General features: G+C 54.1%; 14 protein-coding genes. 9 read left to right on the forward strand and 5 right to left on the reverse strand.

Annotation, left to right across the window (positions count from 1 at the left end; translation table 11 throughout):
• Positions 1–9: 9 nt before the first annotated feature.
• Both SH678x_RS13510 and SH678x_RS13515 read left to right on the forward strand, forming a co-directional pair.
• Positions 10–921 (forward strand): sugar phosphate isomerase/epimerase family protein, encoded by a 912-nt coding sequence (locus tag SH678x_RS13510; protein WP_496918983.1) that lies wholly within the window; start codon positions 10–12, stop codon positions 919–921.
• Positions 922–1,053: 132 nt separating this feature from the next.
• Entirely contained in the window at positions 1,054–1,311 is a 258-nt protein-coding gene (locus SH678x_RS13515; RefSeq protein WP_496918984.1) for a hypothetical protein, read from the forward strand.
• 178 nt (positions 1,312–1,489) lie between these two features.
• Here the strand turns inward: SH678x_RS13515 and SH678x_RS13520 are convergent, their stop codons facing one another.
• Both SH678x_RS13520 and aat read right to left on the reverse strand, forming a co-directional pair.
• Positions 1,490–2,212, reverse strand: coding sequence for a hypothetical protein (locus SH678x_RS13520; protein WP_496918985.1), 723 nt, complete (start codon positions 2,210–2,212; stop codon positions 1,490–1,492).
• A 179-nt stretch (positions 2,213–2,391) separates the two neighbouring features.
• Positions 2,392–3,051, reverse strand: coding sequence for a leucyl/phenylalanyl-tRNA--protein transferase (gene aat, locus SH678x_RS13525; RefSeq protein ID WP_496918986.1), 660 nt, complete (start codon positions 3,049–3,051; stop codon positions 2,392–2,394).
• Positions 3,052–3,379: 328 nt separating this feature from the next.
• Between aat and SH678x_RS13530 the strand changes: the two genes are divergently transcribed.
• From SH678x_RS13530 to greA, 5 genes are all read left to right on the forward strand, one after another.
• The gene (locus tag SH678x_RS13530; protein ID WP_496918987.1) at positions 3,380–4,597 is read left to right on the forward strand and encodes a S1C family serine protease; all 1,218 of its coding nucleotides are present in this window, start codon (positions 3,380–3,382) and stop codon (positions 4,595–4,597) included.
• 98 nt (positions 4,598–4,695) lie between these two features.
• Positions 4,696–6,585 (forward strand): DNA primase, encoded by a 1,890-nt coding sequence (dnaG, locus tag SH678x_RS13535; protein ID WP_496918988.1) that lies wholly within the window; start codon positions 4,696–4,698, stop codon positions 6,583–6,585.
• Between the two features lie 64 nt (positions 6,586–6,649).
• A complete protein-coding gene (locus SH678x_RS13540) occupies positions 6,650–8,362 on the forward strand; it encodes a sigma-70 family RNA polymerase sigma factor (protein WP_496918989.1) in 1,713 nt (570 codons plus the stop codon).
• A 178-nt stretch (positions 8,363–8,540) separates the two neighbouring features.
• On the forward strand, positions 8,541–9,242 hold the full coding sequence (locus tag SH678x_RS13545; protein WP_496918990.1) for a zinc ribbon domain-containing protein: 702 nt from the start codon (positions 8,541–8,543) through the stop codon (positions 9,240–9,242).
• Positions 9,243–9,555: 313 nt separating this feature from the next.
• A complete protein-coding gene (gene greA, locus SH678x_RS13550) occupies positions 9,556–10,035 on the forward strand; it encodes a transcription elongation factor GreA (protein ID WP_496918991.1) in 480 nt (159 codons plus the stop codon).
• A gap of 60 nt (positions 10,036–10,095) precedes the next feature.
• On the opposite strand, the gene SH678x_RS13555 is transcribed toward greA, so the two are convergent.
• Positions 10,096–11,079, reverse strand: coding sequence for an aldose epimerase family protein (locus SH678x_RS13555; RefSeq protein ID WP_496918992.1), 984 nt, complete (start codon positions 11,077–11,079; stop codon positions 10,096–10,098).
• Between the two features lie 193 nt (positions 11,080–11,272).
• Between SH678x_RS13555 and SH678x_RS13560 the strand changes: the two genes are divergently transcribed.
• The gene (locus SH678x_RS13560) at positions 11,273–12,403 is read left to right on the forward strand and encodes an ROK family protein (RefSeq protein WP_496918993.1); all 1,131 of its coding nucleotides are present in this window, start codon (positions 11,273–11,275) and stop codon (positions 12,401–12,403) included.
• A 27-nt stretch (positions 12,404–12,430) separates the two neighbouring features.
• On the opposite strand, the gene SH678x_RS13565 is transcribed toward SH678x_RS13560, so the two are convergent.
• On the reverse strand, positions 12,431–13,501 hold the full coding sequence (locus SH678x_RS13565) for an NAD(P)/FAD-dependent oxidoreductase (protein ID WP_496918994.1): 1,071 nt from the start codon (positions 13,499–13,501) through the stop codon (positions 12,431–12,433).
• An 89-nt stretch (positions 13,502–13,590) separates the two neighbouring features.
• On the opposite strand from SH678x_RS13565, the gene SH678x_RS13570 reads away from it, so the two are divergent.
• Entirely contained in the window at positions 13,591–14,325 is a 735-nt protein-coding gene (locus SH678x_RS13570; protein ID WP_496918995.1) for a BON domain-containing protein, read from the forward strand.
• Between the two features lie 6 nt (positions 14,326–14,331).
• Here the strand turns inward: SH678x_RS13570 and SH678x_RS13575 are convergent, their stop codons facing one another.
• Positions 14,332–15,117, reverse strand: a complete 786-nt coding sequence (locus SH678x_RS13575; RefSeq protein ID WP_496918996.1) for a hypothetical protein — start codon at positions 15,115–15,117, stop codon at positions 14,332–14,334.
• Positions 15,118–15,119 lie beyond the last annotated feature (2 nt).

The raw sequence follows: 15,119 nt of genomic DNA on the forward strand, positions 1-15,119 counted from the left end.
TGTAACACTATGCAACTTGGATTTGTATCCGCGATCTTTGGCGACTTGGACCTCGAGCAAGTTCTGCAACATGCCTCAACCCTCGGCTACGACTGCGTTGAGGTGATGTGCTGGCCGCCGGGGGGTCCGGACCGCAAATTCGGGGGCGTCATGCACATCGACGTCACGGAATTTTCACAAGGGCAAGCCGAAGACGTGCGTGCCCTGTGTGAAAAATACGCCGTGCAAATTTCGGCGCTCGGTTATTACTCCGTCCCGCTGTCGGCGGATGAGGAGCAAGCCCGCGTGGCTTGCGAGCATTTGCCCAAGGTGATGGATGCCGCGGTGAAGCTGGGCCTCGGCACGGTCAACTCGTTCATTGGCGCGAATCACACCTTGCCACTGGACGAGAACATGAAAAAGTTCGAGCAGGTATGGCCATTCCTCATCAAGCAGGCCGAGGATCGCAACATCCGCATCGGCATCGAGAATTGCCCGATGCTCTTCCCTCAAACCTGGCCGTTTGGTGTGAACTTGGCCCGTACGCCCGCGATTTGGCGGCGAATGTTCGAAACGATTCCGTCCGATCATTTTGGTTTGAATTACGATCCGTCGCATCTGGTCATGCAGTTGATCGACCCCATCGCCCCCATCCGCGAGTTCGGCCCCAAGATATTTCACACACATGCCAAGGACATGCGTGTGGATCGTCACAAACTCGATGACGTCGGTTCGCTGGTTCCCCCCATGGAGCGCTGCTCAGCCAAAATCCCAGGGCTCGGCGATGTGAATTGGGGCAAGTTCATCGGCGCTCTCTCCGACGCCGGTTACGACGGCCCGGTCTGCGTGGAAGTCGAAGACCACGCCTTCGGCGGCAGCATCGAACGTCGGCTGCAATCTCTCAAGATTAGCCATAATGTACTCAGGCCGTTGATCGCGTGAAGACATCTGTTAGCCGGACTGACGCGCGGTCCGAGGACGTTGGATATCAATAAGGCCATTCAGGCAAAGCAGTTCTTACAAGCTATTTTCCTGCATCAATGACTGCTACAATTGACATAAGAGGGTAATCTTATGGCAACCATTATTTCTCCACAGGACGAAAAACTGCTCGAAGAAGTTGTTTCTTCAGGTCTATTCACGGATCAACAAGAAGCGTTGTCAGAGGCAATCCGGCTTCTCCGTGAGCATTCGACAAATGGCGATCTTCAACCGTCGTTTTCTGTTGATGAGTGGATTACCTCTTTTAGAGAGTGGAGTCGCAGGCCGCGAAAAGGGAACCCCCATATGGATGACAGCCGTGATTCCATCTACGGTGCCAATGGTTCATAAAGATTTTGGTCGACACCAATCTATTGACTCGTCTTGCAAACCCTGCTCAACAGGAAATGCAAAAGTTGTCAGAAGCAGTTATTGAAGCCATATTCATACTTGGCCATACTCCCTGTCTCTCAAACTGAAATTCCTCACCAAAACCAGTCTGCGATCACGAAGTTATTAGAGATAAATGCTATTTTGATTGTGCAAATTGATTTAAAGCTCTTTCGCTAAAAGGTCTCAAATAATCACCAGCCTGAGCTAACTTTTCACGAACATATTCTTGGTCTTCGAGACACAGCTTTTCTAAAGGGATTACTAACCGCTTCCCATCGGCAACTCTATACAAACGAACTATGTTGGATCTAGAAACGCTGTGCAGTATAGCAATCTCCGAAAACCGACCGTCGATACTATGCCATTTACGAATCTCTAGACGTGGCAACTTTTGGTGCGGCAAGGCAGATGAAGAACGAGAAGCAACTCTTGAAGATTCGATAGCTCGGTGCGACACCAGCCTGTAACCTGAACTAGTTGCATTTCTTCGTTCATTTTTGGCTCTGACCTCTAATCTCCAAGCGTTCCATTTAGCTTCAACATTAGCCTTCACATCTGATCGCCATGAGTTATCAACATTCCTGCGATAACTTGCCGGTTTGGAAAAATACACAAACTGACCATATCCGATGGGAGCGTAATGTCTACCACCATACATACCTGTGAAAGGATTTCGAGTTTCTGAGTATGAAAAATTGCCTGTATATCCCCTACTCGGCAAAGATCGCGTGTGAGGTCTTACATAGGTTCCGTCGTTTCGAAAATAGCCATCTACATGTACACGTTCTTGTGCTGATGCGGGCTGCAAAACAACCGTGACGAATAAGCAATACAAAATAATAGAAGAATTAACCTGCATAATTTTTCCTATTCGAGCCCGTGAGTATAACAATAAATCGCGTTCTTGTCAATACTAAATCTGGTCAAATATACCTATTATGCTATCGAGGCCATCTTGTCTTGGCCGAAACAGTGTCCGCAACTGTTGAAACAACCTGCGAAAGCTTGGCCGAACTCCCTGATCGCGTGGCGATCCAGCTAAGTGAAAGTACCAAACTCCACGTCCATCTCCACCACCTCCGCCAACCTCTTCAAATACTGCCTCCGCCGAACTTCAATCACGCCCAAGCTTCCCGTGTGGGGCGTCCACTGTTGCACGTCGAGTAGTTGATAACCGCGGGCGTTGAGATGCTCGACCAATGAGAACAGCGCGACCTTCGAGGCATCGCGCACTCGGTGGAACATACTCTCCGCGGCAAAGAGTCCGCCGATCGCGATGCCGTAGGTTCCACCGACGAGTTCCCCAGCTTCCCAAACTTCCACACTGTGCGCATGGCCTAGCTCGTGCAGCAGGGTATATGCGTCGATGATGTCGGGCGTGATCCAGGTCCCTTCTTCGCGACCGGGGCCCGTAGCACAACCGTTCATCACCTTGCGAAAGTCCCGATCACGGGTGACGGTGAATTGCCCTGACCGGACTCGCCGCAACAGCCTTCGCGAGGCCTGAAAACCGTCGAGTGGCATGATGGCCCGTGGATCGGGGGACCACCACAACATGGGCTCGATGCCGGTCTGTGGCCAAGGAAAAATCCCGTGGCGATAGGCGTCCAGCAACTTTTCCGGCGCAAGATCGCCCCCGACGGCCACGATGCCTTCGGGCGAAGAACGGTTCGGATCGGGAAAAAATAACGGTGGCACGGGCTTTTCTCGTCCTCGAAATTGGCCCAAGTTTTCTCGTAGCTGGCTCAAACAACACAAAACAAGTAATCGTAGTATAATGAACCGCTGGCCGTCAGCGGATAGAAAGCGGGCCGTGCTTGAGCACCTTTTCCGTTTTTTGGAAACCACGAATGACACGAATCGGCACGAATAAGGAACAAGTCTAATACCGCTCGTTGATACTCATAGTCGCTCCACAATTCCTAAGCGTTTATGAGCGAACGTCAGCGGTTACTCTTCTCTTATTCGTACTATTCGTCTGATTCGTGGTAAATAAAATACTAACGAACAAGTCAGGGTTCATGCCATGAGCTATGAAACGCCCGATAACGACTCCCGACCCTTATCTGTCTCGCATTATCACCCTTCATTCACTCCACAACCGCATCCCCGCGTCCCGGCCGACGAGGCCCCGGTCACGCAGCAGGATCTTTCGCGGTTGCGTCGCTTGCTGTGGTTCTTCAGCCTGCTGGTCGTGATGTTGGTGTTGCCGTCGTTGGTTTATCGCGTTCGCTACGCGATGGTCGAAGCCGAAGAGCGTGCCCAGTTCGATGTGGCTAGCGATCACATCCAGAATTTGAATTTGATGCAGCTCAACGATGCATCAAAGTTATTAGCTCACTATGTCGGCCCGAGTGTCGTTCATCTGCGCACCCATCACGGGCAAGGCCTCGGCCAAGGCTCGGGCGTGATCGTCGATAAAGATGGCTACATCATTACCAACTATCACGTTGTGGAAGGGGTTGATTCGCTCGAAGTACAACTCAGCGACGGCCGTCGCGGCAATGCCAGTGTGATTGGCTCGGATCCGCTCGTGGATGTGGCCCTATTGAAAACGGAACTGAAAGATTTGCATGCCGCCGAATGGGGCGATAGCGACAACCTCGACGTGGGCGAATGGGTGTGGGCCCTGGGAAGTCCGTTTGGATTTCAGAAAAGTATTACGTTCGGCATTTTGAGCGCTAAGGAACGCCGCGGCATTACCACCGAACGTGGCCAAAATTCCGTCTATCAGGAATTCTTGCAGACCGACGCCGCGGTGAATCCCGGCAACAGCGGCGGGCCACTGGTGAACTTTGAAGGTAAGATCGTCGGCATCAACACGGCCATCTACGGCCCCACCTATCAGGGAATCAGTTTTTCGATTCCCAGCTCCATCGCCAAAGCGAGCTACGAGCAACTCCGCAAAACCGGTTCCGTGGAACGCGGCTACCTGGGTGTTCGTCCCGAGGCGATGACCGACAACGTCGCCCAGTTGTTGGGCCTCGAAAAAGATAAAGGCGTGATTGTCGTCCTCGTGCAGCCTGACACCCCCGCCAGCGATGCGGGCTTGCGCGGTGGTGATGTGATTCTCAAATGGGATGGCACCGAATTTTCTGATCCGACGCTTTTAAGTCGGACCATCGCCGGCACGCCGATTGGCAAGACCGTGCCCGTGGAAATCGTCCGTCGAGATGGCCGTGGAACTCGTGAGCTCACGCTGGAAGTGACCGTCGCGGCGAAGCCGAGAGAGCCATCGCTCTAATTTCGTCGGTCGCAATCGCGCGAGAATTAGGCCCTACCTTCTTGCGCTGGAACATCGTCTAATGGGGTTTGAATTTTGCGACCCCACGACGATACACCGTGCCACTTAACGACCTCCAAGACGCCAAAGAACAGATCCGCCAGGCGATCGACATTGTCGATCTCGTGGGGAGCTATATGTCGTTGCGCCGTCAGGGGCGCAATTTCGTGGGCCTGTGCCCCTGGCACGATGATTCCCGTCCCAGCTTCCAAGTGAATCCCGAACGGCAATCGTTCAAGTGCTGGGTCTGCGACGTCGGCGGCGACATTTTTAGTTTCCTCATGCGGGCCGAGGGTTTGGAGTTTCGCGAAGCGCTGGAAATGCTTGCCGATCGCGCGGGAGTTTCGTTAAACGCTAAGCCGCAAGCGGCTGGTGCGAATCAGTTTGACAAACGCAACCTGCTCGCCGCGATGGCCTGGGCGGAGGGCGAGTTTCACCAATACCTGCTGCAATCACCCACCGCCGAAGGTGCTCGCCAGTATCTCACAGATCGTGGCATCAGCGATGAGAGCGTCAGACGCTTTCGACTGGGCTATTCGCCTGACGCTTGGCAGTGGCTGTTGGACAAAGCCCGCGAGACCAGTTTCTCACCCGCCGTCTTGGAGCGCGTGGGACTGGTTCTCAAGAGCGACAAGAACGGCAGCTACTACGACCGCTTCCGTGGGCGCGTGTTGTTTTCGATTCGCGATGCGCGGTCACGCTGCATCGCGTTTGGTGGCCGCATTCTGCCTGGTACAACGCCGTCGAATCCCGAACGCACCGAAGCAAAATACATCAACAGTCCGGAAACGCCCCTCTTCAGCAAGAGTTCTGAACTCTATGCGCTCGATATGGCCCGCGATGCTATCGCCAAGGAGCAAGGCCTCATCGTGATGGAAGGTTACACCGATGTCATCATGGCGCATCAGCACGGCATCAACAACGCCGTGGCCGTGTTGGGCACCGCACTCGGTGAAAAACATATTCCGCTTGTGCGCCGGTTTACTGATAGCGTGACGCTTGTTCTCGACGGCGATGAAGCGGGCCAACGCCGCACGATGCAGATCCTCGACGAACTGCTAGCACTCTTCGTGTCACAAGAAATAGATTTACGAATTCTGACCTTGCCAAGCGGGGCCGATCCATGTGATGTTATCTCATCGCAAGGAAGCGAAGCCTTTCGAGAGAGGCTCAATAAATCTCTCGATGCCCTCGATCATAAGATACACGCTGTGACCAACGGATTGGCATCAGCCCCTGGAACCCATCGTGCCTCACTGGCCGTGGAAGAAATTCTCGGCACGCTCGCTCGAGCGTTGCCGATGAGCGGACATTCTACGTCGATCAGTCTCGTTCGCGAGCAACAAGTTTTCGCTCGCCTCTCGCGGCAGTTCGGCATCGGTGAAGAAACATTACGTACCCGCCTGGGTGCCGTGCGTCGCGAGCAGTCGGCTCGTTCCCTGCAACGCACACCGACTCAAGCCGCCGTGGTTGCGGCCAAGAGAGTCGCGTTGCAACCCTGGGAACGCGAACTTTTGGAGCTTGTCATCCACGAGCCCGAAATTCTCCCGCTACTCGCCGAGCAGCTCGACACCGAAGAAATTCCCCACGAAGTCTGCCGCGGCATTTACATCAAAGCCGTCGAGATCATGCACGCGGGGCAAGTGCCCACGTTCGATCAATTGATGCTTGCCACGAACGACCCCGACATCAAAAATTTGCTCGTAGACTGCGATGAAACCGGTCGCGAGAAAAAAACGAGCGACAGCCAACGCCGCGTCAGCGATCTGTTGATGCTGCTCGAGCACAAGAAACAATCGGCCCGTCACCAGTCGGCCATGTCCGAGTTTTCGCAGAAGCGACTTGATCCCGGCAATGAAGATCAAGCGCTGGCTGCTTTGTTTAATGACCTGAAACGAAAGGATGAGTCCAAACGCCGTCAAGCAGGTTCCGCGCCCACGGATGGGTGAGAGGCTTGGCAGGTGATCCCCCGCAACTTTTCCACATGCACATGAAGTGCAGGAGGAGTTATTGATGACCCCCGCTACGACCCCATTGAAATCTTCGTCCCCAGCCAAGATTTCGCTCCAAGAACTCGCTGCCTTGGCCCAATCGCAAGGCTTCCTCACTTATCAACAAGCCGATTCTTATTTGCCCGACGAGTGCGCCGATTCGAATCACGTTGACCGCTTGCTCGATTTGGCCGATGCCTTGCGGATCGATTTTATCGAAGCCGAAGGCACCACACGCCGTCTTGCCGAAGAAGTCAATCTCGGCGACCGCGAGCTGTTCACCGACGAATTGCCCAAGCTGACCGACGATCCGATCCGGATGTATCTCTCGCAGATGTGTCGCATTCCTCTCTTGAATCGCGAGGAAGAGATCATCATGGCCAAGAAGATTGAATTAAGCCGCAAGCGGTTCCGCCGCAACCTGCTCCGTTCATTCTGTGCCTTGGCCAACACCGTCGAGGTTTTGCACAAAGTCCACGCCGGCGAATTGCCTTTTGATCGCACGATCAAAGTGTCGCTCACCGAGCGGCTCACCAAGGAGCAAATCTCCGCACGGATGCCGACAAATTTGTCGACGTTGTCGCACCTGATGAAAATGCAACAACAAGATTTTAGCGTTCTCATCAGCCGCAGTGCAGCTTCGGACGATAAGTCGGCGGCTCGCCAGCGTTATCTCCGCCGTCGGGCAAAGATGCTGCAACTCGTCGAAGAAATGAGCCTTCGCACTCGGCGTGTGCAACCGATGATGAAAGTCCTCGAAGATTTGTCCGCGAAAATGGATCGTCTCCAAAAGCATCTTCAGCAACTCAAAGCCGAAGGCGCCCCCGCCACGCGGACGGAACCAGTTCGTCGCGAGCTTCACGACTTGATGCTCAAGACTTTGGAATCCCCCCGCAGCTTGCGTACCCGTTGCCAACTTCTCCGCAAGCAATTGCGTGAATTTGAGCGAGTGAAGCGCGAACTTTCCAGCGGCAACCTCCGCTTGGTCGTTTCGATTGCCAAGAAATACCGCAACCGCGGCATGAGCTTCTTGGACCTGATCCAAGAAGGCAACACTGGCCTGATGCGTGCCGTTGATAAGTATGAATACCGCCGTGGCTTCAAGTTTTCGACCTACGCCACGTGGTGGATTCGTCAGGCGATCACGCGAGCCATCGCCGATCAAGCCCGCACGATTCGTATCCCCGTGCACATGATCGACGTGCTGAGCAAGTTGCAGCAAACCGCCAAGCGTTTGCAGCATGAGCTGGGCCGCATGCCCACCCATGAAGAAACCGCTCTGGCCGCGGGAATCGATCTCGACGAAAGCCTACACGTGCTCGACATCGGTCGTACGCCGGTGAGCTTGGATCGCCCCATCGGTGAAGGAGATGATTGCAGCTTCGGCGAGTTTGTCGAAGATTCGCACTCGGACAATCCTCTCAAGCTAGCCAACAACGGTTTGCTTCGCGAAAAGATTGAAGAGTTGCTTAAGACTCTGACTTTTCGCGAGCGAGAAATCGTGCGTCTGCGTTACGGCTTGGCCGATGGCTATTGCTACACGCTCGAAGAAGTGGGCCGCATTTTCAAGGTGACCCGCGAACGTGTGCGACAGATCGAAGCCAAAGCCGTATCGAAGTTGCAACACCCGGTCCGCAGTTCCGAGCTGAGCGAGTACGTCGCCGACAGCCCAGTGATTGCCGAGGCAGAAGTCTGGGATGACACTCCCGTGGAAGAACTTGCCGCCGCGGCATAGTCGATCCTGCAAATTCTATTTACAGCGAGCCCCGGCCCTTGTGGCCGGGGCTTTTTTTATGCTGTTACCACTCAAATGGAGGCCCGCTGTTGAAGACGGAATTTCTCGCTACAATGATGGGTAGCTTTTTGATAACCCATCGAACGCGATGCTGATCGCATTGCCAACGGAGTTTCTCATGTCCGTATCCACAGCGGTGCTTCGCGAGTTGCATCGTATTCATACTCAGCTGAGCGATCTGAACGAGCGTTTGGCCCGCGGCCCGCGTCAAGTGAAGGCTCGCCAGTCCAACGTCGCCCAGCAGGAAGCCTTGCTCACCGCCGCGCAAGATCGCGTGAAGGACGCAAAGAAAATCCTCGATCACAAACAACTCGATCTCAAGACGAGCGAGCAAAAGATCGTCGACTATCGCGTGAAGCTCAACGGAGCGAATTCCAACCGCGAATATCAAACATTTGTAGAACAAATCGCCGCCGCCGAAATGGCCAATAGCGTGCTGGCTGACGAAATTCTCGAAGGGATGGACAAGATCGATCAGCTCGCCGTGCAAGTCAAGGAAGCAGAGACAGCCTTGGCCGCCGTGAAAAACGATCTCTTAAAGTATCGCGACAGCGTGGCCGCCGAGAGCGCAATTGTTCAAGGAGATATCACTCGTCTGGAAGCCGAACTTGCCGAAGCTGAGAAAAACTTGCCTGCCACGCTCAAGGACGATTATCGCCGGGTGATCCAGGGCAAAGGTGCTGAGGGCATGGCCTCGGTCGAAGACATGGTGTGCCAAGGCTGCGGCCAACAAATCACGCTCAACATGCAGAACGATCTATTGCTTTCCCGACCCATCTTCTGCAAATCCTGCGGCAGCTTGTTGTATCTGGCCGAGTGATTGAATTTAACTTTCTCGATTCTCATTTCCAATTTACTTATTACCCGTGTTCTAGCAGATAAAATAGAACACAGAATTCGGGTGACGAATGATTCCCAGTCTGTAAAACCATCCTATTTTCCAGGGGCTTTTATCGTCTCTCGGAATAAGGTATAAATGGGGATCAACGCTATCGTCATGTCTTGGGTCTTCCGCGAGGGAGGCCCATTTTGTTTGAAATGGTGAGTGGGTTAGTAAGTGAGTAAGTAATCAGGTCGATTCTTACCATTTCTTCAGCTCCTCACCGACTCACCTTTAACCGACTGACCTCGCTATGTCCGATCGCATGCCCATGACCCGTACCGGCTACGATAAAATCAAAGCCGAGATTTACGACTTAGAAAACGAGCAAATGCCGCTCATCGAAAAGCGGATCGCGACCGCGCGGGCCGAAGGCGATTTGAGCGAAAACGCCGAGTACCATGGCGCTCGTGAAAGCCAAGGCCTGCTCCAAGCTAAGATCAACATGCTCAAGGACAAGATCGCCCGGGCGGATATTGTCGACATTGCCTCCCTTCCCAAGGATCAGGTCGTCTTCAGCGCGACGGTCAAAGTCAAAGACCTCGACTTCGGCGATACCGAGGTGTTCACGCTCGTCGGTGCGGGCGAGGAGGATTACGACGCTGGCAAGATTCTCGTCACCAGCCCTCTCGCACAAGGCTTGATAGGCAAGAAGGTCGGCGAAAAAGTCGCGATCGAAGTCCCCGCAGGAACAAATCGTTTTGAGATTCTGGAAATCCGATTCGACGATTAGTTAGTCGTCATTGCATGTTAGCCGGCAGCGTCCCGCTGACGTGAATTCTCGCCAGCTTACTCACGCATTATCAAACGCATAAATACACGTCTGACGATACGTTTCCCCCGGCCGCAACACCGCCGACGGGAAATTGGGATGGTTCGGCGCATTGGGAAAATTTTGCGTTTCCAAACAGAACGCACATTGGTTGTGATACGGCACGCCCTTTTTGCCTGACTGGCCCGACAGGTGATTGCCCGTGTAAAGCTGCACGCCCGGCTGATCGGTGGCGACGCGCATCACCCGGCGAGACTTGGGATCGAGCACCTCGGCGATCGGACGCAATGTGCCCCACTTCCCGTTAAGCACATAGTTTTGGTCATACCCGCCGTTCGTGTCGGCAATGCGATCGCCAATCGCATGCCGCGTGCGAAAATCAAGCGGCGTGCCAGCCACTTCGGCAAACTCGCCGGTCGGAATCAAATGCTCATCGACAACCGTGTAACGGTCGGCGTCGATCATCAGCTCGTGATCGACAATGCTCGGTCCGTCGTGGCCGGAAAGATTAAAGTAACTGTGGTTCGTCAGGTTGATAATCGTCGGCTTGTCGGTGGTTGCTTCGTAATCGATCCGCAAGGCATTGTCTTCGCTCAAGGTGTAAGTGACCGTGCAGTTGAGCGTGCCGGGGAACATTTCTTCACCGGCGGGGCTTTCGTAAGTAAATTTCACGCCCAATTTGTCGGAAAGCTGCTCCCCCGACCACTTCACCTTATCCAAGCTTCGCGAAATACCACCGTGCAAATGATTGGGACCATTGTTGATCGCCAGTTGATAAGCCACGCCATCGAGTGTGAACTTGCCATGCCGAATGCGATTAGCAAACCGACCCGTCGTGCAACCGAAATGATGGTTCGCCCCCGAATCGTATTCACCCACCGTATCGAAACCGAGCACCACGTCGTCGAGTTTCCCCAAACGGTCGGGCACGTGCAATTCCGCCAGCGTGGCTCCACGCGAAAACCATTTGGCAGTCATGCCGTGCGAGTTCGTGACGATAAACATGGGCGATTTCCAAATGATGAAATTGTGATGAGTTCAGGCCGGAAATTATGGCGATCCACGCGAATCTCCGCAAGCGAATCCCCGTGTCGGGGTAGGCGAAAAATGGCTTTGTCAGGTAACATATCACGATCGACTTTGTCAGAATACATTTCAGCGGAACGTCCTTAGTAACGAGAACATCAGCAACAATTTCATGCATAATCAACAAACTTCAATCCGCATCGGCGTGGACCTCGGTGGCAGCGACATCAAGCTCGGGGCCACCGATTTGAGTGCAACGACGATTCTGACTCCTGAATTGGTCAAATGCGCGAGCCTGAGCCAAGAAGGTCCGCAAAAAACCATCAGCCAAATCACCAACGGCGTGCAAGCCGTTCTTAACAAGGTCGATGCCCGCTGGAGCGACATCGCCGACATCGCGGTGACCGTCCCTTGCCCTTGCTCGGCCGAAGGACTGATTTTGAGCGTGCCGAATTTGGGCACGCCCGAAACTAAGCATCTCTGGCAGGTGCCGTTTGGAGAACTGCTGGCCGCGGAAATCGAAAAGATGGCAGGTCGGGCGATTCCGGTTTTTGCTTGTAACGATGCCAACGCCGCGGGCCAGGACGAAGACTTCACTCGCTTTGGCAGCACCACCGCCTCGCGAACGACGGTCTTTGCAACCACCGGCACGGGCCTGGGCGGCTGCATCATTGCGGACGGGCGAGTCTTTTTTGGCTTGGGGCAAGCGGGTGAATTGGGTCATATGAAAATCACACCGCCGGCTGCCTATGCAGAACGCTTCGCCGACGATCCGTTTCCCACGTGTGGTTGCGGAGCCAAACAGTGTGTGGAATCACGCGCATCGTTATCGGGGCTCGTGCGACGTATCACTTGGGCATTGAGTGATGCCGGCACGGCGTTGATCACCAAAGATCTGCAGTCGCGTGGTCAAAGCGTCAATCCGGAAGTCGTGGCCCGACTCAAAGAGCTTCATCAAGAAGGGGCGAAGCGCGCCGCCTACGAAGTTCGCACCTTTGCCGATAAGCAACAAGACGCCTTCTGCCGTTGGCTATTGGATGATTGGGCGATCATGTTCGGTGCCCTCTTCGCAAGTGTTGCCGCCGTGCTGCACCCCGACATTTTCATCATCGGGGGTGGACTCACCGAGATGTCAGCCAAAGGCAAGGAATGGTTCTTAACCACGGTGAAGCAATCCTACGCCGCTGTCAACAAACAAGCCTGTTTTGATAGTTCCCCCACCAATTGCGACATCCAGTGGAGCGTCAGCCGCGATCAAGGGTGGCGGGGTGCAATTCTAATGGCGATGCGAGCCAAAGGTTAAAAAGAACTACGAACAATCCTGAACCAACTAAACTCCGCCACGAGAACGCGCGGCCTGGGAGATCTTGTCGCCGATCATGGCGATTTTTTGGTCACGTAACCGCTTTTCGTTGAGCCAATAAGGGCTCGTGATTTCTTTAAAGGCATAAATGGCCGCTTGAATCCCTTCGGCCCAGGCCACGGTGATGAGCTTGATGTCTCCATGCACATCGCCGATGGCGAAAATCCCGCGCCGACTCGTTTCAAAATAAGGGTCGACCGCAATGCTGCCATCTTCATTGAGTCGAAGATTAAGACGTTGAAAGGTTTCCTTGGCCGAGAGAAAGCCAATCTGTACCACCACATAATCGGCAAGGATTTGCTGCCCGGTTGTGAGTTCCAAGGCAATTTCGCCTGCTTGGAACCAAGCCCGAGAAATTTCCGTGCTACAGTGCACGGTACCACCCGCCTGACGAAAGCGCGTCACGCTATCGGATTTCGCGACAGGCACTTCCTCGCGGACCACGACGTCGACTTGGCCGTTGCGCTCTTGAGCCATCACCGCGGCATCAAGGGCCGAGTCGCCGCCACCCACCACAACAATCCGTCGGCCATCATAGTCGCCGATTTTGGGAATCTTGTAGAACACCTTCTTGGATTCAAGTGCATCCACCACCGGCAAGGCACGTGGATAATGCAAAAGTCCACAGGCTATCAAAACCTTGCGGCACAGATACTCGCCATTCTTAGTGACAACCTTCTTAAGAACGTCCCCTTTTTCTTCTTGATTGGTGTCTTCAATCGTTACGAGCTCGTCATTGAATCGAAACTGCACCAGGGCGTCGACTGCTTGCCGATAGGTGCGTGCCGAGAGTTCTTCGCCACTAATCCCATCGGGAAAGCCGGGAATGTCGACAATCTTTTTGTCGGCGTAAAGAAATTGCGGCTGTCCACCCGGTTTGTCTTTGGCTTCGATCACCAGTGTCGTCAAACCACGATGAGCGGTCGTCAAACTCGCCGCCAACCCCGCAGGGCCGGCTCCAATGATGACAACGTCCCAATACGCCAAGCTGTCGAAATCGAGATCATCCGCAAGTTCGGTGACTTTGAAATCAGCCATAAAACGTGTTCCTTCCAGCCGTTTGGTTCGATTCCCGCTTCGTTGTTATAATAAAAGTCTGAATGTGGAACCACCGCGGGAATAAAGTCATGACGCTTCGCACGCTTATCATTCCTCTCTTTATGAGCCTCGCTGGCGGCGCTATGTTCGCGAGTTTTTGCGCAGCGCAAGGGCGCAATCCGATGCAGCAAGGCGGACAAGGCGGTATGGGTCAAAGTGCCTTTGGACTCAGCGGCCAAGGCGGTGGGGGACAAGGTGTTGGCCGCGGTCAAAGCAGAGCCGGCGGGCAAGGAGGTTTTGGAGCATCGGGCGGTTTTGGATCGGGCAGCACGGGCGGCGGAGCCTTCGGAGGCATGGGCCAAGGCGGCACCAATCAACTGGCTCCCGGTCAGAATGGCTTCATCGGCAGCAACTCTGATCAGGTTCAAGATCTTTTTCGCAACCGCCGGGGAGCCCAAGGTCGAACGGCGATGTTTGATTTTATGATCGAGAATCTCAACGATATGCGTGATCGCGGCGGTCGTAGTGGTGGCGACAACCGCACGCCTCCCGTTCGCGTAAAGCTGCGTCCCGCGTTTGAAACACCGCTGGGCACCATGCAGCAGGTGAATAGCGACGTTCAGACACGATTATCAAGCAGCCTGAATGACCTGGGAGTGACCGATTCGCGCATCGCGATGGAAGGGCGAACGCTCACCCTGGAAGGCACCGTGGCCAGCGACCACCACAAGGCCTTGGTCGAGAAAATGATCTCTTTGGAACCTGGAATATCGACGATCGAAAATCGTTTGACCGTTGATCCCAGTCTTGAACAAGAAGAATAGAGTTCGCTATTTCTTGGGCGAGCTAAGACGTTTTTCCCACCTCTTGGGCAGCGATATCGTCGTGGTCGACATACCTGTCTCGGCTTTTTCAGCTTTCTGCTCTTTCACAGTTGTTTCGGCTGAAAGTTGTTGCACGAGGTTTTGCACCAAGGGTTTTTCCGTATGCTGAGCAATGTCGACCTTCCTGACGCCCGCTTCTTGAACAAGATGTTGACGGTCTTCCTTGCTTACGCCTGGCAGAAGATGCTTCGTTTGCTCGCCCATCACATAATTTGCACCATCGGGATCAAAGCGAGCAATCAGGCTGATCTGCTTGATGTCCCCCCCAACTTCATCCCAGGGAATCCAAACGCTGTAAGAGGGCCCCAGCTGCGAATCGCTTTCGTGCCGCACAAACGATTCCTTGGGAAAAACATACTTCCGCGTCGGATGGGTTTCGTGCGGCTTGCGGTCTGTTTCGTCGTAAGCATACACAACCAATTGACCTTCCACACGAATCGGATCTTCAGACTCTCGATTGAAGAAGATAATCCGGCCGCCAAAGCCACGTTGGGGCGCTTTACCCGTGCGTTGGAGCACCGTATCGGTCCAGGTGCTGACGATTCTTGTGGGCACTTCCGGCAAGGGCGGTTTGCTCGACTTCATTCCGACCGCTCGCTTAAAATCCCCGTTCTTAGCGTATCGCCAAGATTTCTTCGTCGAAGCGCAGCCCGAGACGGTGTTGATCGCCACCAGACACGCCAGGGCTATCAACAACAATGGAGACCGTCGTTGGCAAACTTGCTTGATCATGT

This window comes from Bythopirellula superficialaquae (assembly GCF_059632245.1).